The organism is Stenotrophomonas maltophilia (assembly GCF_003970865.1).
Taxonomy (GTDB): domain Bacteria; phylum Pseudomonadota; class Gammaproteobacteria; order Xanthomonadales; family Xanthomonadaceae; genus Stenotrophomonas; species Stenotrophomonas maltophilia_AR.
The window spans coordinates 32371-54552 of record NZ_RXLZ01000033.1; the positions used below are offsets into that span (position 1 = coordinate 32371).

General features: G+C 64.5%; 21 protein-coding genes. 10 read left to right on the forward strand and 11 right to left on the reverse strand.

Annotation, left to right across the window (positions count from 1 at the left end; translation table 11 throughout):
• Nucleotides 1-96: 96 nt before the first annotated feature.
• Both EKL94_RS12370 and EKL94_RS12375 read left to right on the forward strand, forming a co-directional pair.
• Entirely contained in the window at nt 97-2415 is a 2319-nt protein-coding gene (locus EKL94_RS12370) for a TonB-dependent receptor (RefSeq protein WP_126929332.1), read from the forward strand.
• 120 nt (nt 2416-2535) lie between these two features.
• Nucleotides 2536-2922, forward strand: a complete 387-nt coding sequence (locus EKL94_RS12375) for a hypothetical protein (protein WP_126929333.1) — start codon at nt 2536-2538, stop codon at nt 2920-2922.
• 124 nt (nt 2923-3046) lie between these two features.
• Here EKL94_RS12375 and EKL94_RS12380 read toward each other — a convergent pair whose 3' ends face one another.
• Complete coding sequence (locus tag EKL94_RS12380; RefSeq protein WP_126929334.1) at nt 3047-4546, reverse strand: YifB family Mg chelatase-like AAA ATPase; 1500 nt, start codon at nt 4544-4546, stop codon at nt 3047-3049.
• A gap of 540 nt (nt 4547-5086) precedes the next feature.
• Here EKL94_RS12380 and EKL94_RS12385 point away from each other — a divergent pair.
• Both EKL94_RS12385 and EKL94_RS12395 read left to right on the forward strand, forming a co-directional pair.
• The gene (locus EKL94_RS12385) at nt 5087-6010 is read left to right on the forward strand and encodes an RHS repeat-associated core domain-containing protein (protein WP_260473423.1); all 924 of its coding nucleotides are present in this window, start codon (nt 5087-5089) and stop codon (nt 6008-6010) included.
• Between the two features lie 1049 nt (nt 6011-7059).
• Nucleotides 7060-8466 carry a serine hydrolase domain-containing protein gene (locus EKL94_RS12395; protein ID WP_185830023.1) on the forward strand — a complete coding sequence of 469 codons (1407 nt, stop codon included), beginning with the start codon at nt 7060-7062 and terminating at the stop codon, nt 8464-8466.
• A 58-nt stretch (nt 8467-8524) separates the two neighbouring features.
• On the opposite strand, the gene EKL94_RS12400 is transcribed toward EKL94_RS12395, so the two are convergent.
• A complete protein-coding gene (locus tag EKL94_RS12400) occupies nt 8525-9046 on the reverse strand; it encodes a cold-shock protein (protein ID WP_126929338.1) in 522 nt (173 codons plus the stop codon).
• Between the two features lie 45 nt (nt 9047-9091).
• Nucleotides 9092-9448 carry a hypothetical protein gene (locus EKL94_RS12405; protein ID WP_126929339.1) on the reverse strand — a complete coding sequence of 119 codons (357 nt, stop codon included), beginning with the start codon at nt 9446-9448 and terminating at the stop codon, nt 9092-9094.
• A 646-nt stretch (nt 9449-10094) separates the two neighbouring features.
• Between EKL94_RS12405 and EKL94_RS12410 the strand changes: the two genes are divergently transcribed.
• The gene (locus EKL94_RS12410; protein ID WP_126929340.1) at nt 10095-10697 is read left to right on the forward strand and encodes a DUF998 domain-containing protein; all 603 of its coding nucleotides are present in this window, start codon (nt 10095-10097) and stop codon (nt 10695-10697) included.
• Nucleotides 10698-10752: 55 nt separating this feature from the next.
• Complete coding sequence (locus EKL94_RS12415; protein WP_126929341.1) at nt 10753-11118, forward strand: hypothetical protein; 366 nt, start codon at nt 10753-10755, stop codon at nt 11116-11118.
• A 436-nt stretch (nt 11119-11554) separates the two neighbouring features.
• Here the strand turns inward: EKL94_RS12415 and EKL94_RS12420 are convergent, their stop codons facing one another.
• From EKL94_RS12420 to ubiK, 3 genes are all read right to left on the reverse strand, one after another.
• Nucleotides 11555-11974, reverse strand: coding sequence for a PACE efflux transporter (locus EKL94_RS12420; RefSeq protein WP_126929342.1), 420 nt, complete (start codon nt 11972-11974; stop codon nt 11555-11557).
• A gap of 486 nt (nt 11975-12460) precedes the next feature.
• Nucleotides 12461-12895: an NAD(+)--rifampin ADP-ribosyltransferase gene (arr, locus tag EKL94_RS12425; RefSeq protein WP_126929343.1), complete on the reverse strand. Its 435-nt coding sequence runs from the start codon at nt 12893-12895 to the stop codon at nt 12461-12463.
• A gap of 125 nt (nt 12896-13020) precedes the next feature.
• The gene (ubiK, locus tag EKL94_RS12430; RefSeq protein WP_049456468.1) at nt 13021-13272 is read right to left on the reverse strand and encodes a ubiquinone biosynthesis accessory factor UbiK; all 252 of its coding nucleotides are present in this window, start codon (nt 13270-13272) and stop codon (nt 13021-13023) included.
• Between the two features lie 155 nt (nt 13273-13427).
• Between ubiK and EKL94_RS12435 the strand changes: the two genes are divergently transcribed.
• Nucleotides 13428-13766 (forward strand): P-II family nitrogen regulator, encoded by a 339-nt coding sequence (locus EKL94_RS12435; RefSeq protein WP_005411374.1) that lies wholly within the window; start codon nt 13428-13430, stop codon nt 13764-13766.
• An 89-nt stretch (nt 13767-13855) separates the two neighbouring features.
• On the opposite strand, the gene EKL94_RS12440 is transcribed toward EKL94_RS12435, so the two are convergent.
• Nucleotides 13856-14515, reverse strand: a complete 660-nt coding sequence (locus EKL94_RS12440; protein WP_126929344.1) for an RIO1 family regulatory kinase/ATPase domain-containing protein — start codon at nt 14513-14515, stop codon at nt 13856-13858.
• Nucleotides 14516-14951: 436 nt separating this feature from the next.
• Here EKL94_RS12440 and EKL94_RS12445 point away from each other — a divergent pair, with 436 nt between their 5' ends.
• Complete coding sequence (locus EKL94_RS12445) at nt 14952-15857, forward strand: aspartyl/asparaginyl beta-hydroxylase domain-containing protein (protein WP_059035681.1); 906 nt, start codon at nt 14952-14954, stop codon at nt 15855-15857.
• 118 nt (nt 15858-15975) lie between these two features.
• Here EKL94_RS12445 and speE read toward each other — a convergent pair whose 3' ends face one another.
• Nucleotides 15976-16827: a polyamine aminopropyltransferase gene (gene speE, locus EKL94_RS12450; protein ID WP_049403786.1), complete on the reverse strand. Its 852-nt coding sequence runs from the start codon at nt 16825-16827 to the stop codon at nt 15976-15978.
• A gap of 190 nt (nt 16828-17017) precedes the next feature.
• Between speE and speA the strand changes: the two genes are divergently transcribed.
• Together speA and EKL94_RS12460 are read left to right on the forward strand one after the other, a co-directional pair.
• Nucleotides 17018-18907 carry an arginine decarboxylase gene (gene speA / locus EKL94_RS12455; RefSeq protein ID WP_126929345.1) on the forward strand — a complete coding sequence of 630 codons (1890 nt, stop codon included), beginning with the start codon at nt 17018-17020 and terminating at the stop codon, nt 18905-18907.
• Between the two features lie 37 nt (nt 18908-18944).
• On the forward strand, nt 18945-19265 hold the full coding sequence (locus tag EKL94_RS12460) for a DUF6122 family protein (protein ID WP_005411369.1): 321 nt from the start codon (nt 18945-18947) through the stop codon (nt 19263-19265).
• Between the two features lie 469 nt (nt 19266-19734).
• Here the strand turns inward: EKL94_RS12460 and EKL94_RS12465 are convergent, their stop codons facing one another.
• The 3 genes from EKL94_RS12465 to EKL94_RS12475 are packed head-to-tail and all read right to left on the reverse strand — an operon-like array spanning nt 19735 to nt 22000.
• The gene (locus tag EKL94_RS12465; RefSeq protein WP_126929346.1) at nt 19735-21054 is read right to left on the reverse strand and encodes a sensor histidine kinase; all 1320 of its coding nucleotides are present in this window, start codon (nt 21052-21054) and stop codon (nt 19735-19737) included.
• Nucleotides 21051-21710: a response regulator transcription factor gene (locus tag EKL94_RS12470; protein ID WP_126929347.1), complete on the reverse strand. Its 660-nt coding sequence runs from the start codon at nt 21708-21710 to the stop codon at nt 21051-21053. The genes EKL94_RS12465 and EKL94_RS12470 overlap by 4 nt, the downstream gene beginning before the upstream one ends.
• Nucleotides 21710-22000 carry a PepSY domain-containing protein gene (locus tag EKL94_RS12475; RefSeq protein ID WP_126929348.1) on the reverse strand — a complete coding sequence of 97 codons (291 nt, stop codon included), beginning with the start codon at nt 21998-22000 and terminating at the stop codon, nt 21710-21712. Before EKL94_RS12475 ends, EKL94_RS12470 begins: the two co-directional genes overlap by 1 nt.
• Nucleotides 22001-22182 lie beyond the last annotated feature (182 nt).

Here is a 22182-nt window from a genome sequence, read left to right on the forward strand (position 1 = left end):
CAACGCAATCGCATCGTCAGCCACAGCATCGACACCGGTGCTGCAACGCGCTGGGCGTGCGCCTGCGCCGATCTCTCCCAGCACCTGGATCTGCCCATGAACACCCCACCCACGACGCGCCTCGCCCTGGCCATCATCGCGGCCATCACCGCACCTGCGTACGCCGCAGAAACGCACGACGCCGCACTCGACACGCCCACCACGCTCAACGCCCTGCAGGTCATCGCCACGCCGCGCGGTGCCGCCGTGGCACCGACCCAGGTGGTCGGCCCCAACCGCTACATCATCAAGGCCGAAGACCTCGACGCGATGGTCACCGGCAATAACGGCCTGGCCATGCTGAAGCAGGTGCCGGGCGCGAGCTATACCGCCACCGATGGTCTTGGCCTGGATATTTCCGCCACCAGCCTGTTCGTGCGCGGCTTCCGCATGAATGAAATGGGCATCACCTTTGAGGGCGTGCCGCTGAACGACAACGGCTTCCTCTCGCTCACCGGCACCAGCGTGGTGAACGTGGCCGTGCCCGATGGCATCGGCGCGATCACGGTCAGCCCCGGTGGCGCACCGGTCAGCGTGTTCTCCAGCAGCGTCAACGGCGGCAGCCTGGAATACCGCCTGCGCGACCTGCAGGACACGCCCAGCCTGCGCGTGAAGCAGGGCGTGGGCAGCAACAACACGTTGGTCACCACCGTATCCGGGCAGAGCGGCCAGCTCGGTGAGCACGGCCCGAAAGTGCTGGTCGACCTGCAGCGCGTGTCCGCCGACAAGTACCAGGGCGAGGGCACGCAGAACTTCCTGCGCGGCGATCTGAAGCTGCAGCAGGACGTCGCCTGGGGCGATTTCACCGTGTTCCTGTCCGACAGCAAGGCCAAGGTCTGGGGTTACAACAACATCTCCTTCGACATGATCCGCAAGCTGGGCTGGAAGGCCGACATCTTCTATCCCGATTACGCGTGGGCCTGGTACGTGGCCTCGCCGGAGAACGCAGACAAATCCTGCGGCGCCTACACCTGCGGTGAGCTGTCCGAACTGATCCCGTACGACACCGGCCAGACCACCCGCGACCGCGTGTCCTCGATCAACCATCGCTTCCAGATCACCCCGGCCCTGAGCGGCAACGTGCAGCTGTACAACGCCAACAGCCATACGCAGGCCACGCTGACCGACCCGACCGTACCGTCGCCCAACGGCGCGCCGTTCTCCGAACAGGTGCAGACCCCGCGCCTCAACCGGCTGGGCGGCATGGTCAACCTGCAGTTCGAGACCGGCGCGCACACCTTCACCGCGGGCTTCTGGCAGGAGAAGAGCAAGGCCGCGGCCAAGACCGAGTGGTACCAGCAGCCGCTGCTGGGCGAAGGCCCGCCGCTGAAGGCCACCGGTCCGTTCGATGTGTACGGACCTGCGTTCAAGACCGACAACGCATCGAGCTGGGTGACCCGCTCGCGCCAGTTCTACCTGCAGGACGACATCGTGTTGAATGACACGCTGAAGCTGGGCGTTGGTTTCAAGGCCGTGGACTTCCGCACCAGCGGTGGCGGCCTCGGTGACGCCAAGGACCGGCCGGTGAACGGCACGCTGCGCGCGAAGAGCAACTTCCTGCCGCATGTCTCGCTGTTCTGGAGCCCGACTGAATCCACCGATGCCTTCATCGACCTGGCCAATACCATGAACGGCTATCGCGTCGCTCAGCGCGGCAACATCGGCTACACCGCGTCGGCGTGGACCATCACCGACCAGGAAGAGTTCGACCGCGTGGCGGGCACCCTGCGTCCGGAAAAGAACTGGAACCTCACCGTGGGCGCATCGCACCGCTTCGACCGGCTGACGATCACCGGCGATGTGTTCTACAACGACATCCGCAACCGCCTGCTGTCGGCCGCCATCGGCACCCAGTTCGCGCAGATCAACACCGTGCGGCTGATGCCAAAGATGCACGTAATCGGCGCCGACCTCGGCATCACCGCCGACCTGAGCGACCACCTGCAGTTCTACCAGGGCGTGGCCGTGGCCCGTTCGTACTACGACAGCGATTTCGTGGTGGGTGACACGGTGTACCCGATCAAGGGCAACGCCCAGCCGGGCTACCCGCAGATCTCGCTGGTCAGCGACCTGTCCGCGCACTTCGGTGACTGGCGTTTTGGTGCCACCAGCACCTCGTACCTGCGCCAGCCCTTCACCTACGAGAACGACATCCGCGTGCCGACCTTCTGGCAGGTCAACACCTATGCCGCCTACCGCTTCGGTGCGGACAGCGCCGTGCCCGGCCTGGAGCTGCGGCTGGACGTAAGCAACCTGTTCAACCGTCACAACATCGGCACCGCCACCATCGCCGGCTCGTCGTTCTCGGGGGATTACCAGACCCTGCAGCGCAGCGCGCCACGGCAGCTGATGTTCAGTACCTCGATGGCGTTCTGAGGCGATGAGGGTGGGGTCAGAGCCCTTTGCTGCGCAAAGGGATCCGACCCCAAAACCCGCCCGGAAGCCCGCCTTGCGCAATCAACAGGGATTTTCTGGCGGCGACGCAAGGTTCCCACAATGTTGCTGGGTCATCCTGTTGGCATGGCACAGCACAACCCGCGAACCCCGTTGTTCGGCATCCGGGGCCCAGGACGGCCCCGGCAGGCGCTGTCCGTAGCGCCTGCAATCGACCTGCGCGCCGAATACCAGTTCTGGCAGGTCTACGAACGCGTGGTCCGCCCGCTGCCCGGTGGTGGGCTGCCGCAGGCGTGGCTGGTCTGCCAGAAGGTGTATCGCGACCGCTGGCAGCACCCGGAGGACAGCGACGCGGAGGGACTGTCACGGGTGCTGTTCGGCGACAACATGACGGCTGGCCGGGCGTCGGAGCTGGCGGAGCTCCATGCGCTGGTCAGCCGTCGGGTGGCATCGCTGGCGAAGCGGGGACGGTTGCATTCGGCAGCCTGATGCCTGCCCTTGGTAGGGTCGACTGTTAGTCGACCGCTCTTCGCATCTACCTCTCAGAAGGCCGCGCTTCGTGCGCGAGTCGACCAACGGTCGACTCTACCTATAGCCAGTCCGACCGAAATTTCTAAGGCTTTCCCCGGTCCAACTGCCGATACCCGATCGCTTCAGACAGATGCGCGGTCTGGATCGCTTCACAATCAGCCAGGTCGGCAATCGTCCGCGCCACCCGCAGGATTCGATGCATCGCACGTGCGGAAAGCTGCAGACGCTCGATGGCCTGCTCCAACAGATCCTGATCGGCCTCGCTCAGCTTCGTGCACGCCCGCAGCGCCGCTGGCGGCAGATGCGCATTGAGCCCGCCACGCACCTGCTGCCGGGCATGGGCGGCTTCCACCCGTGCACGTACCGCAGCACTGGGCTCACCCAGTGGCGTGCTCTCCCGCAATTCCACTGCATCCATGCGCGCCACACTGATATGCAGGTCGATACGGTCCAGCAGCGGGCCGGACACTCGCGCGCGGTAGCGGTTGATCCGTTCATCGCTGCACAGGCAGCGGTTGCTGCGGTCGCCAGCCCAGCCGCAGGGGCAGGGATTCATCGCCGCCACCAGCTGGAATCGCGCCGGATACTGCACGCTGCGCGCCGCGCGGGCGATGCGGATGTGGCCGGATTCCAGCGGCTCTCGCAGAGTTTCCAACGCACTGCGGTTCCATTCCGGCAGCTCGTCCAGGAACAGCACGCCGTGATGGGCCAAGGAGATCTCGCCGGGGCAGGGCGGATTGCCGCCGCCCACCAGCGCCGCCGCGCTCGCGCTGTGGTGCGGTGAGCGGAACGGCCGTTGCCGCCAGCGCCGCGGATCCAGCCCCTCACCGCTCACCGAGGCAATCGCGGCCAGCTGCAACGCCTCGGCTTCCTCGGTGTCCGGCAACAGACTGGGCAGGCGCGAGGCCAACAGCGTCTTGCCGCAGCCAGGGCTGCCGATCAGCAGAAGGTGGTGACCACCCGCTGCGGCAACCTCCAACGCGCGCCGTGCATGTGCCTGCCCGCGCACGTCGGCCAGATCGGGCAGCGGTAACGGTGACGTGTCCACGCGCTCCACGGGTGGCAACAAGCGCGGATTGCCCAACCCGGCGCAGCATTCCAGTAGCGTGCGCGCCACGCGCACATCAGCGTGCTCGGCCAGCGCCGCCTCGGCGGCATTGCCGGGCGGCACCACCAGGATGCGGCCGGCGTCAGCCGCCGCGATCGCCGCCGGCAGCGCTCCGGCCACCGGCCGCAGTTCGCCGGTCAACCCCAGCTCGCCCAGGAACTCGTACTGCAGCAGCGACTGCGGATCGACCTGGCCACTGGCCGCAAGAATGCCCAAGGCAATCGCCAGGTCGTAGCGACCACCTTCCTTGGGCAGGTCGGCAGGCGCCAGATTCAACGTGATGCGCCGCTGCGGAAAGTCGAAGCGCGCGCAGAGCAGGGCGGCACGCACGCGCTCGCGGGATTCGCGCACACTGGTCTCGGCCAAGCCCACGATCTGGGTGACAGGAAGGCCGCCAGAGAGATGCACTTCCACCCGCACCAGCGGGGCATCGACCCCGGCGCGGGCGCGGCTATGGACCAGCGCCAGGCTCATGTGTGGATTCCTGCAGTCGGGCGCTTGATGATGCGGCAGGTGAGCTGCGGCCAACCATCGGGAATTGCTGGTGAAGCGGCTAGGGGGATTCCGGCAGACGGTTGGGGCATGTCTTCCTCCTCTGCGGAAACAAGTTTCGGCCATCAAGTGAACGATGGACGCCAATTCGCCGTGTTGCTCAAATTGGCGTGCTACTCAAATTGAATGGTGTCGGTTCCACATGGCCACGCATTTCCAAGCGCTACGCCAATTCCACTTGGGGCATCCAGGTGGTGCAACCATGGATGCTTCTGGAAGAACAGCGTGGCAACAGCCACCGCTTGATTCACGTCAACCCGCACTGGTTTTCAATGTGACTTCCCCAGCCATCGGGGGCTGTGATATGAAGACGGAATCTTGCTGGAAGGCTCTTTCAAGGGGATGGGGAGGATGGAAACGTTTGAGGAGGCTGATCGTCGTGTTTCCCTCGTCCTTTTGGGGTTGGCGAAGCGCATTCCCGAACGAGGCCCGGTGGGGGCCTGGCTCTGTTGCACACTACTGATGAGCCTGGCGCTGACGCCATCGGCAAGTGCCGAGACGGTCACCTACATTCATACCGATGCGCTTGGTTCGGTGGTTGCCGAGACCGACGCCAATGGCAACGTGGTCAAGCGCTATGACTACGAACCCTATGGGGCCGTTGTTGGCGGGCAGGCTGCAGATGGACCTGGATATACGGGACACGTGAGCGACGCTGCCACTGGGCTGAGCTACATGCAGCAGCGCTACTATGATCCCCAGTTGGGACTCTTCCTCTCGGTGGATCCGATCTCTACGCATTCAAGCACGAAACACTTCAATCGATACAGCTACGCTTATGGCAATCCGTACTCCTTCACCGATCCGGACGGAAGAGTTCCGGTAATGCCATTCATCTACGGTGCCGTCCTGGGCGGCCTCGCAGACATCGCGGTCCAGAAAGCCATGAATCCGGATAAGCCTATCGACAAAGTGGAGGTTGGCATTGCTGCTGCGGTTGGCTCTGTCTCCGGAGGCGCTGGTGGAGTAGCCGTTGCGGCGGTGGGTTCCGGCACGATTTCGGTAGGGCGTGCGGTTGCCATACAGACCGTGGTCAATGCGGTGGCGGGCGGTGCTGGCTCCGCCGCAGAGAGTGCAATCAAAGGGCAACCCATCACGGCGGAGGGCGTCGCTTCAAATGCGATTGGCAGTGCAGCGGGGGGATTGGCAGCCTCCGGGGTTGGCGTTGCCATGGGTGATTTCGCAGGTCCAGCCGCACGGGGATCACTCCAACGGCTGAGTCAATCCCGCGGCCCGGGTGGGCCGAACATGGCAAGCGCCACTGCGTCAACTGGAACTGCGATTCCCAGGCAATCGGCACTCCAGGGTGCGGCGTCCCAAGCGGGCCAAGGCCTGGCGGGAGCAGGGGCGACTGTCGTACAGAAGGACCTGGAGAAGAAAAAATGAGTCCCTTGTTGAAAGGCCTCATAGGCACTCAGCTTCTCGCTGCGGTCTTTGGTGCTTCTTACTTCGCAGTTCTCACGTACCGCAGTTACCCGGACGCTATGCATACGGGATTGCGTATTTGGGGCTACTTCGCGGTGATCTTCCTATTCCTTCATCTGTTTCTTGCGCTGAAGCAGTGGTGGGAAAATTCGCGTCGAAGGCGATAGGCGTGCCCCCTTCCGTGATCTCGTTTGCACCAGAGAACAAGTCACCCAATGGGTGGCTTGTGCTTTTTGCGGGGAGGTGCACCGGGCTGCAAGTGAAAGCATGCCCATCTCTACATCAGCTGCTGGAAAAAATGCGTTCACTGCAGGTCCATCGCGGCTTGCGTGTACTGATGGCCCTCTCGCTTGCCATGGGCCTGCCGGGGTGCCGGGATGAGGTGGAGAGTTCAACGTATCCCATTGGCCAGACGGGGGAGACGTGCACCGCCTTCAAGGGCTTCGACCGCCAGCCGCCTGAAGTAGTTGTGGCCGAGCTTGCCAAGCGAGGGTTGGATAGTCGCCGATTGGTGCATAGGACAGTCTGCGGCTCGATCACCAGCAGGGACATTCTCCCCGCAGGGGCGTCGATCGATCGGATACCTCCGCCAGACGCATATTTAAACGTCCGCATGTGGGAGGACGGCTCGGTTTCCGTCAGTACAGACCGCCCATGACGTTGGCGCCGCCCTTGATGATCGAGCATCGGGCGAACAGACAGAAGTACGGATGGGCTCGCAGGCGGGGCGAGTGGCACCCAGTCAACGCCATGGACTCGCCCCAATACCGTGGCAGAATCGGCGCTGGCCGGCCCCGTGCCCCTCTACGGCGCCAGGCAGATCCACAACGCGACGCAGTGCCCTCCGCCGTCAGTGCCCAGGAGATCCCGTGCGATATTCGATACGACTCGCTGTTGCATGCGTCATTTCCGTGGCGGCATCCGGCTGCGCAGGCATTCCCGATGCAGCCGCACAGGAACCCTATTGGCCGACGCAGGGATGGCGCCATTCCTCCCCGGAAGCCCAAGGGATGGATTCTGAAGTGCTGGCCAACGCCTTCGACTACGTGCGCGAGCACCAGACGCCCATCCACAGCCTGACCATCATCCGCAACGGCTATGTGGTGGTGGATGCCTATTTCTGGCCGTTCCAGAAAGGGCAGTACCACGATGTTGCGTCGGTGACGAAGAGTGTCACCACCACGCTGGCGGGCATCGCGATCGGCAAGCACGCGCTGGAACTGCACCAGCCGCTGACGTCGGTCTTCGGCGCTCAGGGCATCGCGAATCTGGACGAGCGGAAGAAGCGCGTGACCCTCGAGCACCTGATGACGATGTCCTCCGGGTTGGACTGCGATGCCAGCCAGGGAGAAATCACGCTATCGCGGATGAGGCAGAGCAGCGATTGGAGGCGGTTCATGCTGGACCTGCCGATGCGCGACGAGCCCGGGAGCCATTTCGAATACTGCTCCGGCGGCATGCATCTGCTCTCTGCGGCGATCACCAAGGCGACGGGCCAGAGTGCGTTCGACTTCGCCCGTCGCGAGTTGTTTGGACCACTCGGCATCAACCATGCGGCCTGGCCAGCCGATGGCCACGGGGTTTCGTATGGATGGGGCGATCTTCACCTTGAGCCCCTGGACATGGCGAAGCTGGGCTACCTCTGGTTGAACGATGGCCGTTGGGAGGGCCGGCAACTCGTCCCGGCAGCATGGATGCGTGCTGCGGTCCGGCCGCAGGCGCAGCTGGAAGGTAGCGACGAGCAGTACGGGTACGGTCTTTGGCTGCAGCCGAACAGGAAGCCGTCGCTGTTCGAGGCCAATGGCCGCGGTGGCCAACGTATCAGCGTCAGTCCAGAGAAGAATATCGTCGTCGTGTTCACCGGCGGGACGTTCGAACCCGGCGATATCGGCGCCTTCATTCTTACGTCGCTCACGTCTGACCAACCCTTGCCGGAGAATCCAGCGGCGGTGGCGCGATTGGAGGCCGCGGTGAACGACGCGGCAAAACCGCCCCCGCCGGTATCGTTCATGCCGCCACTGGCACGCACGGTGTCCGGCAAGCGGTACGTACTGTCGGAGAACCCGCTTGGCGCGAAGTCGCTGATGCTCACGTTCTCGGGTGCAGAAGTGGCGCAGCTTCAGCTTGAATTGAACAGCCGCCACGAGCCATCCCGGCCGGTTGGGTTGGATGGCACTCCGCGCGTGTCGGCCAACGGCAATTCTGGTTTGCCCGTGGCGGTAGGTGGCAGGTGGGAGAGCAGCAACACCTTTGTCTTCGACTACAACGAGATCGGAAACATCAACGTGTTCCGGTTCCGGCTGACGTTCTCGGGTGACGACATCGTTGTGGACCTAAGCGAGCGATCGCAGGTGATTCAACCTGCGCGATTCCGGGGCACGTCAGGTAGCCGGGCGGCGCCTGAGCAGGTTCACTGACGCAGCCTTGGCGTGGAAGCGGGAGTGAAAAACCGGCTTTCGCTGGGTGCTGCGGCCGCTATCTCCCGTTGGCTGCAGTTCGCGGCCCAGCCTGGCGGTGGGCCGGTGCCCCAAGCAGGCACCGCTGCTCATCCAGCACCAACCCATTGAAGCGCCCAAACCGCGTCTCAATCCACGAAGGCCCCGCACTTTCCACCAGCAATCGCCCCTGGCTCTGGTGCAGATCCAGCCAACGCTCGAAGCTGGTGCGCAGACGCTCGATGTCCGGCGCCCGCCAGCGTGCATCGGCGGGCATCCGTATCAGTACACGCGAGGGCGCGTTCTCCACATCCATCACCAGCACGCCCTTGCATCGGATCTCGAAGGACGTTGCTCTGGCATGGCGTGTGTGCAGTTCAAAGCCCTCGTGTGTCTTCGCGGTCACAAAGCCGAGAGCATCACTGTGCAGCAGGCGGTAATCGGCTGGCTGCAGCTTCTTGTAGGCCCACACCTGATCGCCCGCAGGCTCGGGCCACTCCATCCACATCGCGCCGATCACTGCGATGCACACCGTTGCAGCGGCAAGGCCGTGTTTCTTCATTCCTCCCCCCGCACACAGGCAGAAAACTGCGCACCATAGGCGCGCTCAGTCCTTGGGTCGCATCCGCTCGTGGATGAAGGCGGTCGGCGCCAGATCGGCCATCACCAGCGCCTCCATCACCCGGTCGCCCACGTACTGTTCGGGCTCACCGTTCTGGCGCGTGCGCTCGGCCGCCAGCAGGATCTCCTGCACGATGCGCTGGCCTGTGAGTGCGCAGTCGGCGTCGGACAACTGCATCTGCCGGCTGCGCAGGTGATGCCGCTCGGGCCAGGGTTGTCCGTCGGCCGCAGCGCCCGCGCCGATGGCGTGCAGGATGGCGATGAGGCTGTTGGGGTCCGGGGCCGGAGCGGCCGAGGGTGCTTCCTGGATGGGGCGCGGGGGCGGGGAGTGCGGCGTGGTCATGGCGGGCTCCGTGCATGCAGGCAGAAGCCGCCACCGATAAAGGTGGCGGGCAGGGCGTGGCTCGAAAACCGGTTGCTAGACAAAGCCGGCGGGCACGAGGCCCCCACGCCCCGCCCGCCATAGCCGGCAGACGGATTGCCAGCCGGCACCACGCGCGGTGGTGCCGGCTGGCAAGCGCAAACTTACGTCTAGCAATCCGGGTTTTCGAGTCCCGACCACCGATGCACGGTGGCGCAGTAACGATTACCTGCTGTTGTGCGGAATGCCAACGGGTAGGGGTCAATGCCGCCAAAACCCGAGACGCTTTTGGCATTGTCGCATAGCACCGGAAGAGGCGAGAGCCTTGGCGTGCTAGGCGGAACGTCGCTTCTGGAACGGAGTCGTCAGAACCTTCCGTTGGAGATGCAAGGCGCGGCAAATGCGACAGCCCTCGCCCATCGGGCATGTGTGATCGCTCATGCAACCGAACCGCTGCGACACCCGCTAGATGGTTTAAATGACTTCTTGCCTATTGAACCTACCGAGTGCCGCGCGCAATCTGACTACTGCTGTAGTCAATCAGGATCGTCCTGCCCGCAGTAGGAAGGTTCTGCAGCGTTCGATTGGATTCCACCCACTGGCGCAGGCCAAACAAGGACCACTGTACGTGTCACGCCGCAGCCGACTGCTTCTCTGCGCGGGTCTGGTCCCGCTTCCGTGGTTCCTGTTCTGGACCAGCGTTGCCGCCGTCTTTGCGCCGGGCTACAACCCGCTTGCACAGCACGCCAGCGAGCTGCTGCAGGCGCCAACGCTTGCAAGCATCTGCGGCAGGATCGCGGCTATCGGCTCCGGTGTGGGCTTCGTGGCGTTTGCCATCGGGGCATGGTGGGAGTCCGGCCGCCGGATTGCCCTAGGCGCGATCTGCTGGATGATCTTTGGCATCTCCATGCTGACCAACGGGCTCTGGCCCATGGGCCATCCGATGCACGGCTTCTACACCATCGGTATCGCAAACATCATTGCACCGGCGATGTCGCACATCGAATTGAGCGCGTGGTCTGCCAACCGAAGGGCGTATGCCGTGACCGCTGTGGTGAGCATCGGGGGCATCGTCTATCTCTGGTTGAACGTGGTGGGGGCGGATCCGGAGGGCTTCCGGGGGCTGACACAGCGCCTGTTCTCGTCGATCAACTCGCTGTGGCCATTCCTGGTGGCGCTGTACCTGCTGCGCAGGGATTCAAGCGCGCTGAAGGCGCAGCCGACGTATTGATGGGCGGGCGTGCAGGCACATGGACGACCATTGAGCATGTGGGGTTGAGAAGGGGATGAAGATTTTTCGCCGTCAGCTGATCTATGTTCAAGTGCACCAGGACCACTTCATTGCCCGCGTGGTCGGTGGAGACAGGACCATCCGTCGCCAGTGTCATGCCCTTGGCAATCGCGCGGGTCCGATCAAGGACTTCTCTACCCTCCAGCCCCAGCTCAAGGCGATCTTCTCGGAACTCCTGCCTGGGCTCTCTCTCGTCAGGCCGTGGGGGATTCTGCACTTTGCCCCGGTTGAGTACCCGATCACGAAGGAAGAACTGGCTGGGTTTCAGAAGGCTGCCATGCGAAGTGGTGTGAGCTTCTGTTTTCTCTCCACGTGGGAGCAGCAGCATGAAGACAAGGATCTGTTGGAAATGTTCAAGTAGGGGTGCCGCGTTGCATTTTTGTTGGTCAAGTCGCCTCGGAGGATAGATAGGACAATGTGATGAGGTCCGACCAGTGCATGTGCTCAGGTGCACCTGGGCATGAGTCGCGGTGATTTGCAGGACGAAGCTGCGCTGGCCGTCGATCGTGTCAGCCACAATTCAAGGCTGAGAGGATGTTTGGAGACCAAGGATCCAGGCGTCCCACTCACTGCTTAGGCTTGTGTCGTTGCATGACACCCGCAGTCATGGCCACCACGCCGCGCCTTGGGGAATTCTGGACATCAGGAATTCACGAAGCGGAGGTTGGTGCCTCTGTGCCTACCCAAGCAATGAGCCTGTTCAGAAATTCGGGGCTGCGCTTCCAGTGGGCGAAGAAGGGGCCCTTTGGGCGGTAAAGAGACCAAAGAGCCCCGATCAGCTGCCCAGCTTGAACTGACTACTGTGCTGACAGCGGGAGACCGAAGATCCGGTCAAATGCCCATGCATAGACGAAGGTGAAGAACATGAAGAACAGAGTCAGGCCAACGTCCAGCCAGAATGCTTCGATCATGGTGATGCCCAGCCACCAGGCGAACAGCGGCAGCGTGATGGCAATGAAGCCGATCTCAAAGCCAAGCGCATGCAGAATTCGGCGGCCAAGGTTCCGTCCACGTGTCTTGAGAGTGGACTCCCACTGCTCGAAGATCCAGTTGAAGATGAAGTTCCACACGATCGCCAAGACTACGGTGATGACACCTAGCGACGCGGCGTGGGTCGCATCGGAGTCCGAGAAGAAGAAGAAGGCTGTGCTGATGATGGTCAGCGTGATCAGTTCATAGAAAAAGACGTACGTAATGCGTCGCTTGATGCCTTGCATGCTGGCTGTCCTGATGGTTGCGGGAGAGTGAGGTCCACACACCCACAACGGGAGGACAGTGGGTACATCTACCGTGCCAGCGGCGCAGCGTCGCTTCAGGCAACTTGCCAAACCGCCGTTGAATGGAGGGCTGGCATACAACCGGCGAAACGGACTCGGCGCACTGCAGGCAGGAGCAGGCTCCCATGCCGAGCGAAATGCTCTGGCTGGGTGCGAGTACATTCATGATGGGCGCGGTGCATGTCATCTCAGTTTTCGCCGGTACTGGTGTGTTGGCAGGGCAGATCGAGAGCCGCCGCCAATGCAAGTTACTTTTGGTAGGTTATGTCAATTGCGCGTACAGGGCAACCCGCCGCAGATGTCCTTCTCTGGTGGCGAGCAGAGGTTGCCACCAGGATGTTGGGATCGCGGTCAAGCGCTACGGATCTTCCTGCCAAGGCGCCGCATGGAGGTGACAGTCGCAGGGAGCTGCGATTCTGCGCCCGGTCAATTGATGATCTCCCCACTCCCCGAACCAACAAACGCCTTCAACTGCCGAACGAACTCCGCGTCGTACAGCTCCCACTCCACAATCTCCCCAACCACCCGCAACGGCTCCGCACTCCGATACGACCGCGTCGGATTCCCGGGAAATTTCTTGTTGGTCACATTCGGATCGTCTTCAAACGGCCCGGTCGGCTCCACCACATACACGCGCGGCCGCCCTTCGCCCCTGGCCATCTCCGCAGCCAACCCAGCGCCCTTGGCAATCGTGGTGAAGTAGATGTGGTTCATCACCACACTGTCGCGATAGTTGGAGCGGAAGCCCGCGCTCAGCAGCTCGCCCACCGCCAGATCAGCGCGGGTGCCGTGATAGAACGGCCCGCCGACCTGGTCGCAGGTGTCATGCGAAACGGGTGTCCATTCGGTGTCCTGCGCCATCGGCACTGCCCCTGCGTGTCCTGCCGGATCGACAGGCCGGCGAGTCTAGGGCGCCCGGTGGGCCTTGCTGCAAGGCCCCATCCGGGAAATACTCTGTAGTGGGAGGCGCAGTGCGCCTCCTTTTTTCATTCTGCGGCGCCGCGCCCTTCCAGCTCGCGCACGGCGGTTTCCAGCGCATCCAGCTTCTCGCGGGTCTTCAGCAGCACGGCGCGCTGCACTTCGAACTCCTCGCGGGTGACCAGGTCGAGTTTGGCCAGGCCGGCCTGCAGCGCGCTTTTGAAGGTGGCCTGCAGTTCCTCGCGCGATTCGCGCAGGCCCGGCGGCACCAGGTCGCTGAGGCGGCGGGCGAGGTCATCGATGTGGTTGAGGTCGATCATGGGGTGCTCCGTGGGGTAGGGCCCGTGCATCCGGCGCGGGCAGGCCATTCGGGCACAAGGATACTGCCGTCACCCACTGCCCGGACAGGCCGCATCGGCTTCGCACCGGGCGCGTTCAGGCGCTATCCTCCACGCCGGAAGACAGGAGATAGACGATGAAGATGGTCATGGCGGTGATCAAGCCGTTCAAGCTCGACGACGTGCGCGAAGCGCTGGCCGAGCGTGGGGTTACCGGCATCACGGTGACGGAAGTGAAGGGCTTTGGTCGCCAGAAGGGCCACACCGAGCTGTACCGCGGTGCGGAGTATGTGGTCGATTTCCTGCCGAAGGTGAAGCTGGAAGTGGCGGTGACCGATGACCAGGTGGAGGCGGTGGTTGAGGCCATCGTGAAGGCCGCCGGCACCGGCAAGATTGGTGACGGCAAGGTGTTCGTGTACGACCTGGGTAGCGTGGTGCGTATTCGTACCGGTGAGCTGGACGCGGACGCGTTGTAACCCGTTCGGCGGGATGTTGTAGAGCCGAGCCGATGCCGGCTCTACAAAAGAGCGGTCGAGCAAGCTCGACCCCTACCAAAGCAAAGCATTTACCGGTGCTTCGCCCACTTATAGAACCGCTTCCAGCCCTGCCGCACGGCAGCGACCCAGCCGGGGTCGGCCACCAGTGCGGCCTGCGCGGCACTTGGCGCCTGGCCGGTCACGCGCTGGCGGATCTTCAGCAGGTTCTTCATGTCGCTGCGTCGCATCTGCCGGCTCAGTGGGCCGCGGCGCAGCCAGCGGGGTACGCGCCAGGCGGAGGTGAAATCCAGCAGCACCGGCACGCCGCCACTGACCACCACGTTGGTGCCATGCAGGTCGTTGTGGGTGATGCCGGCGGCGTGCAAACGGCTGAGCGCGTGCTGCAGCTGCTCGAACACGTCATTGCCCACGGCCTGCGCGGTGCTCAGGGTCTGGCCGGGGATGAATTCCATGCCCAGCGCCAGGCCACCCAGCGTGCCGAGCAGCGCGGGGGCATGCTTCCAGCCGCCCAGGCGCTGCAGCATGCGGGCTTCACGGCGCACCATCAGCCGGGCGATCAGTGAAACAGGAGTGCCGCGGTAGCGGGAATAGTCCTTGATGACCGCCTCGCGCCCGTCCAGGCAGGTGCGATAGACGTCGGGGGCCAGGAAGCGTTCGCCGCGCTTGAGCAGCAGCGGGGTGGCGGCGTCATCGCCGCAGGAGGAGGGGGGCAGAGCAGGAAGATACATGTCGGGGTCTCGGACGACCCGGTGGGTGGCGCAAAGCGTCAAGCGAACCGGTGTTACAGGGAGTTACTAAGTTTTCGTTAATTTTAGTACTCGCCAGTTCGCTATTCCACGATTTGTCGGAGAAATGTCGGGGTCGTGGCTGGAACAGTTCGTCGCGCTCAATCGGACAATTATGTCTCACTTGGTCGGCGGTTCTTTCAGAATCAATAGGTTGGGTGTCGCGCCGCTTCGTTCATCCGCAGCCCGCTGAACGCCACGCACGTCCGGCTTGACCCCGACGCACGGCCTGCCGACCATAAGCTGTTAATTCGCGACATCGGCGGCCGCCCCTTCCTGGCACGTCCCCGTCCCCTGCCGCGGTCCCCACCGGTGCTGGCCGTCCGGCCGTGCATCGCCCTGATTCCCGTTCCGGCTGCGGCTGGAGGAAAGTGTTTTGATCATCAAAATCGTCATTGCAGCGCTGTTCGTCGCCTGCGTGCTGTACATCCACTTCCGTGGCAAGGTCCGCGCGCGCTGGTCGCGCCAGCTGCTGGACCACTCCAGTTTCATGGCCCCGATCAACGTGGTCATGTACATGTTCTCGAAGGTGCCGACCACGCCGTTCCTGGACCCGGCCAAGGAGTTCCCGCAGCTGGAGCCGCTGCGCCAGAACTGGCAGATGATCCGCGACGAGGCGCTGGCGCTGCGCGATGCACAGGCGATCGCGGCCTCCAGCACGTTCAATGACGCCGGCTTCAATTCGTTCTTCCGCCGTGGCTGGAAGCGCTTCTACCTGAAGTGGTATGGCCCTTCGCACCCGTCGGCCAAGGCGATGTGCCCGAAGACCACGGCGCTGCTGGAGTCGCTGCCGGACGTGCGTGCGGCGATGTTCGCGCAGCTGCCGTCGGGCAGCGAACTGCGCCCGCACCGCGACCCGTTCGCCGGTTCGCTGCGCCTGCACCTGGGCCTGGCCACGCCGAACAACGACGGCTGCTACATCGAAGTGGACGGCATCAAGAAGAGCTGGCGCGATGGCGAGTGGATGATGTTCGATGAGACCTACATCCACCACGCGCACAACGAGACGCCCGATGACCGCGTGATCCTGTTCTGCGACATCGCCCGCCCGCTGCGCTTTGGCCTGCCGAGCCTGTTCAATCGTGCGGTGGCGGCTACGCTGCTGGCCGGTGGTGCCTCTCCGAATCTGCCGGGTGACCCGACCGGTGGCGTCAACAAGGCGTTCGGCAGCGTCTACAAGGTGCGCCTGAAGGCCAAGGCGCTGCGCGAGCGCAGCGTGGTGGCGTATCAGGTCATCAAGTGGGGCCTGGTGGTGGCGGTGATTGCCGGTATCTGGGCGCTTTGATCGTTACATGAGGTTGCCGGCCAGCGGCCGGCACTACCGGAACATGAAAAAACCCGCGCTGTCGCCAGCGCGGGTTTTTCTTTTGCATGGGTGGGTGCCGACCGTTGGTCGGCACGCCTTACTTCAGTGCAGCCTGCACGAACGGCGGGGTCACCAGCACGCCGGTGTGCAGCGCGGCGGTGTAGTACAGGGTGTTGAAGGTCTTGGCGGCCGAGTCGGCCTGGCGGAAGTCGAAGCTGCTGTCGCCCTTGCGCGCCATGGTCACGCTCCACCAGCCGGTGGGGTAGCACGGCTGCGGGAACGGCAGGGTCTTGAACGAACCGAAGCCGGCCTTGCCCATCTCGGTGCGCATTTCGTTGATCAGGTCCAGCTGCATCAGCGGCGACTCGGACTGCTGCACCAGGATGCCGTCGTCCTTCAGGGCTTTGAAGCAGCTCTCGTAGAAGGCCTTGTTGAACAGGCCTTCGCCCGGGCCGACCGGGTCGGTCGAGTCGACGATCACCACGTCCACGCTGCCGGCCGGGCAGTTGGCCATGTAGGCCACGCCGTCGTCGAACAGCAGCTCGGCGCGGGCGTCGTCGTTGGAGTCGCACAGTTCCGGGAAGTGCTTGCGCGCCATCACGGTGACCTGCTCGTCGATATCGCACTGGGTCACGCTCTCCACGCCCTTGTGCTTGAGCACTTCGCGCAGGGTGCCGCAGTCGCCGCCACCGATGATCACCACGCGCTTGGGCGCGGCGTGGGTGAACAGCACCGGGTGGCTGATCATCTCGTGGTAGAAGAAGTTGTCCTTGCTGGTCAGCATGATGGCCCCGTCGATGGTCATCAGGTTGCCCCAGTCGGTGGTCTGGAAGATCTCGATCTTCTGGAACGGCGACTGCACCTCGTCCAGCTTGCCGGTGATGCGGTAGCCGATGGCCGAGCCGGTGCGCTCGAAGTGTTCGATGTACCAGTTGTTGCTGTCAGTCATTGAAAACAGTCCTGTTCGGAGGGGTGAAGCCGGGCTGGCGGGCGGGGCCGCGTGGCACAGATGCCACATCCGGACGGATCGGCCTGTTCAGGTTGGAACCTGTCACGGGCGCGGGCGCGCATGATAACGAACCTGTGGGCATATAGGCGTTATCATGCCCCCCCTTTTATTGCCAACAAGGCCGACTGAAATGACCGATTGGTCCCTCGACCAAGCCCGCAAGACCTACTCGATCCCGCATTGGGCGGACGGTTACTTCGACGTGGATCAGGCCGGGCACATGGTGGTGAGACCGACCGGGGCGGACGGCCCGGTGGTGTCGCTGCCCAAGGTGGTCGATGCGGCGCGCGCGGCCGGTGCCAAGCTGCCGCTGCTGGTGCGCTTCCCGGACATCCTCGGCCAGCGCCTGGGCAAGCTGCAGGCGGCCTTCGGCCAGGCCCAGCAGGACTGGGAGTACAGCGGCGGCTACACCGCCGTGTACCCGATCAAGGTCAACCAGACCCGCGGCGTGGCCGGCACCCTGGCCAGCCACCACGGTGAGGGCTTCGGCCTGGAAGCAGGCAGCAAGCCCGAGCTGATGGCCGTGCTGGCGCTGTCGCGCCCGGGTGGCCTGATCGTCTGCAATGGCTACAAGGACCGTGAGTACATCCGCCTGGCCCTGATCGGCCGCAAGCTGGGTCTGCAGACCTTCATCGTCATCGAGAAGCCGTCCGAGCTGAAGCTGGTGCTGGAAGAGTCCAAGGCGCTGGACGTGAAGCCGGGCCTGGGCGTGCGCATGCGCCTGGCCTCGCTGGGCGCCGGCAAGTGGCAGAACAGCGGTGGCGACAAGGCCAAGTTCGGCCTGTCGCCGCGCCAGCTGCTGGACCTGTGGAAGTCGCTGCGTGACACCGAGTACGCCGACTGCCTGAACCTGCTGCACTTCCACATGGGCTCGCAGATCTCCAACGTACGCGACATCGCCAACGGCATGCGCGAAGCCACCCGCTACTTCGTGGAGCTGTCGCGCCTGGGCGCGAAGATCACCCACGTCGATGTGGGCGGTGGCCTGGGCGTGGACTATGAAGGCACCCGTTCGCGCAGCTTCTGCTCGATCAACTACGGCCTGCATTCCTATGCCAGCAACATCGTGCAGCCGCTGGCCAATGCCTGCGAAGAATTTGGCCTGACCCCGCCGCGCATCGTCACCGAGTGCGGCCGCGCGATGACTGCGCACCACGCGGTGCTGATCGCCAACGTCTCGGAAGTGGAAGAGGCGCAGGAAGGCCGCGTGCCGGACCAGCACGACGACGAACCGGCGGCGATCCGCCACCTGCGCGAGATCCACGACGAGCTGGACGTGCGCCCGGCGGTGGAACTGTTCCAGGAAGCGCAGCATTTCCATGCCGAAGGCCTGGCCAGCTACGCGCTGGGCCAGATCGACCTGCCGCAGCGTGCGCGCATCGACGATCTGTTCTACGCCATCGCCCACGGCGTGCGTGCGCGCCTGAGCTATGACGAGAAGAGCCACCGCCCGGTGCTGGACGAACTGAACGAGCGCCTGGTCGACAAGTACTTCGTCAACTTCAGCGTGTTCGAATCGATCCCGGACGTATGGGCGATCGACCAGGTGTTCCCGATCGTGCCGATCGAGCGCCTGGACGAAACCCCGGACCGCCGCGGCATCATCGCCGACATGACCTGCGACTCGGACGGCATGGTGGAAACCTATGTCGAGAACGAGAGCCTGGACAGCTCGCTGCCGCTGCACAAGATGAAGCCGGGCGAGAGCTACCGCATCGGCTTCTTCATGGTCGGCGCCTACCAGGAAATCCTGGGCGACATCCACAACCTGTTCGGCGATACCGACGCGGTGGAAGTGCTGGCTGATGCCGATGGCTACGCCATCACCCAGCAGCGCCGTGGTGACACCACCGACGTGATGCTGGATTACGTGGGTTACCGCCTGGACGAACTGCGTGCGACCTATGCGCAGCGCGTGGCCGAGGCGCAGCTGTCGCCGGAACGCGCGCAGGAATTGTCGGAAGCGCTGGAAGCCGGCCTGACCGGTTACACCTACCTGTCCGACGAACCGCTGATCTGATGGACGGCGCCGGGTTTGCCCGGCGCTACCGTTGCCGATGAGTGCACGCGCGATCTTCCACCTGTTCCTGCATGCCGCCGTGCCAGCGTTGCTGGCATGGCTGTTCTGGCGCAAGCGCTTCGCCTCGGCGTGGCTGCTGATGCTGCTGGGCTGGATCATCGACCTGGACCATCTGCTGGCCGACCCGATCTACGCACCGAACCGCTGCAGCATCGGTTTCCACCCGCTGCACACTGCACCGGCGATTGCGGTCTATGCAGGGCTGTGCGTGCCGAAGAAAACGCGGTTGTTCGGTATCGGTTTGATCATCCACATCGTGCTGGACGCGATTGATTGCTGGTGGATGCATCACCGTTGATGCTTGGTGCGTGTCGACCAAGGTCGACGCCTACCGGGTGCACGATGGCGGACGGAACTGACGGACTGCTTTGGTAGATGCCGACCTTGGTCGGCGCTTTTGATGCGTGTCGACCAAGGTCGACACCTACCGGGGCACGATGGCGGACGGAATTGACGGACTGCTTTGGTAGATGCCGACCTTGGTCGGCGCTTTTGATGCGTGTCGACCAAGGTCGACACCTACCGGGGCACGATGGCGGACGGAACTGACGGACTGCTTTGGTGGATGCCGACCTTGGTCGGCGCTTCTGATGCGTGTCGACCAAGGTCGACACCTACCGGGGCACGATGGCGGACGGAACTGACGGACTGCTCTGGTGGATGCCGACCTTGGTCGGCGCTTCTGATGCGTGTCGACCAAGGTCGACACCTACCGAGGGCGGGTGAACCGGTAGCGCCGGGCGGCGCCCGGCGTGCGCAGCGGTGCTTCACCCCACCGGCAACCACAACGTCGCACGCAGGCCGGGCTGCGCATTTTCCAGCGCCAAGCGCCCGCCATAACTGGCGGCGATATCGCCCACGATCGCCAGGCCCAAACCGCTGCTGCCTTCGCGCTCATCCAGGCGTACACCACGTTGTGTGACCTGTGACAGCGCGTCCGTGGCCAGGCCCGGGCCGTCGTCACGCACTTCGATGCGTAACTGCCCATCGCTGGCTTCCGCTCCGACAGTCACCTGCTGTTGCGCCCACCGCCCGGCGTTGTCCAGCAGATTGCCCAGCATCTCTTCCAGATCCGCACTGGCACCGGCGAACTGCAGCGCCGGATCGATGCCTGCCGCCGTGAATGTGATGCCACGTTCGCCATGCACGCGTGCCATCAGCCGGCACATCGCCTGTGCGACGGCCGCCACGTCGGTGCGCTGGCGATGGTCGGCAGCCAGTCCTGCGGCCAGGTAACGGTCGACACTGGCCTGCATGCGCGCACTCTGCTCGCGCACGGTGGCACGCCAGTGCGTGCCGTCGCCGTCAGCTTCGGTGGCCAATACGCTCAGTGGGGTCTTCAGCGCATGCGCCAGATCCTGTGCACTGGTGCGCGCACGCGCGACCATGCGTTGCTGGTGGTCCAGCAGCGCGTTGAGTTCTTCACCCAGTGGTGCGACCTCCGCGCCCAGTTCCTGCGTATCGATGCGCTGCGCGTCGCCGCGCCGTACCCGTTCCAGCTGCGCACCGAGGCGATGCAGCGGACGCAATCCGAAGTGCACCTGGCTGGCCAGCACCGCCAGCCAGGCCGCGACCAGCACGCCCAGCGCGATGGCAGTGCGCTGGCGGAACCCGGCCACATCCGCATCCAGCGCGCTGCGGTCGGTGGCGACCACGGCCACGAACGGTTCGCTGGCGCGTGGCAGGCGCACCTGCTGCACGCGTGCGCGCAGGGATTGCTGCAGCGGTCCGGGCAGGTTGCGCGTGGCCGGCCCGGTAGCCGGCGCCGGCAGGGTTTCATCCCACAGCGAGCGCGACTGCAGCAGCACGCGGCCATCGGCACCGGCGATCTGCCAGTAGGCACCGGAGAACACGCGCTGGAAGCGCGCGTCATTCGGTTCCTGGCGCAGGCGCAGCTGTCCGTCCGCATCCACTTCGGCCTGCGCCAGCAGGGTCAGCATGTCCTGCTGCAGTTCGTGGTCGAGGCGGTCACGCGCGCTGCGCTTGAACAGTTCGCCCAGCAGCGCGCTGGCCAGCAGCGAAACCAACAGCAGGCCGGCGCCGCCAGCCAGCAGCAGGCGCCGTCGCAGCGACGGTTGCCGGCTCACGGCGCGGCCAGCCGCCAGCCCTGGCCGCGCACGGTCTGGATCAGATCGATGCCGAGCTTGCGGCGCACCCGCCCGAGCAACACGTCCAGCGCGTTGGAGTCCGGGTCGTGGCCGCCGTCGAATACCTGTTCGCCCAGGCGGTCGCGGCCGATCACCTGCCCGCTGTGGTGGATGAAGTAACTGAGCAGGCGGAACTCCTGCGGACTGAGGGGCAGCGCCTGCCCGTCCAGTTCGAAGCGGCCGGCGTTGACGTCCAGCTGCAGCGGGCCACAGTGCAGGCGCGGGCTGGCGTGGCCGTGGCTGCGGCGGATCAGGGCGCGCAGCCGCAGCACCAGTTCGTCGGCCTGGAACGGTTTGGTCAGGTAGTCGTCGGCGCCGGCATCGAAGCCGGCCAGCTTGTCGTGCCAGCGCCCGCGTGCGGTCAGCACCAGCACCGGAAAGCTGCGGCCGTTGCCGCGCCAGCGCTCGATCACGCTCAGCCCGTCCAGCCCGGGCAGGCCCAAGTCGACGATGGCCGCCTGCAGGTCTTCGATCTGGCCGATCTCCTCGGCCTGGCGGCCGTCGGCGACCACCTGCACCACGTAGCCGGCTTGTTCCAGCAGGGGTACCAGGCGCTGTGCCAGTGCGGCATCGTCTTCGGCCAACAGGATGCGCATCAGTCGTCGAGCTCCGTCTTCAGCAGCTTTCCGCTGCGCGCATCATAGTCCAGCTCCACCACCACGCCGTCGCCGCGCAGGATCTCCACTTCGTAGACGCCGTCGTCCAGCTCCACTTCCAGCAGCTGGCCCGGAAAGCGCTTGAGCGCATCGCGCACCACGCTTTCCAATGGCACGTAGCGGCCCTGCTGCACGGCGCGGCGCGCGACCTGCTGCGCCGGGTCCTGTACGGGCGCGGCGGCGGTCGGGGCGCTGGCCAGGGCCAGCAGCAGGGGCAGGGTGGAGAGCATCGGGTCGCGGGGAGGGCTGTAGGAACAGGCGTGCGTGTGGCGGGGGTGACCAACACCCGGCCAAACGGTCGCGCCATGAGGCCTTTCACACCCGGGGGGATTTGTGCGCGCCCGGGGTGGCCGGCCCCCAAACACGACAAGGAAAACCCCCCCTTTAGAGACCCCCCCCCCCCCCCCCTCTT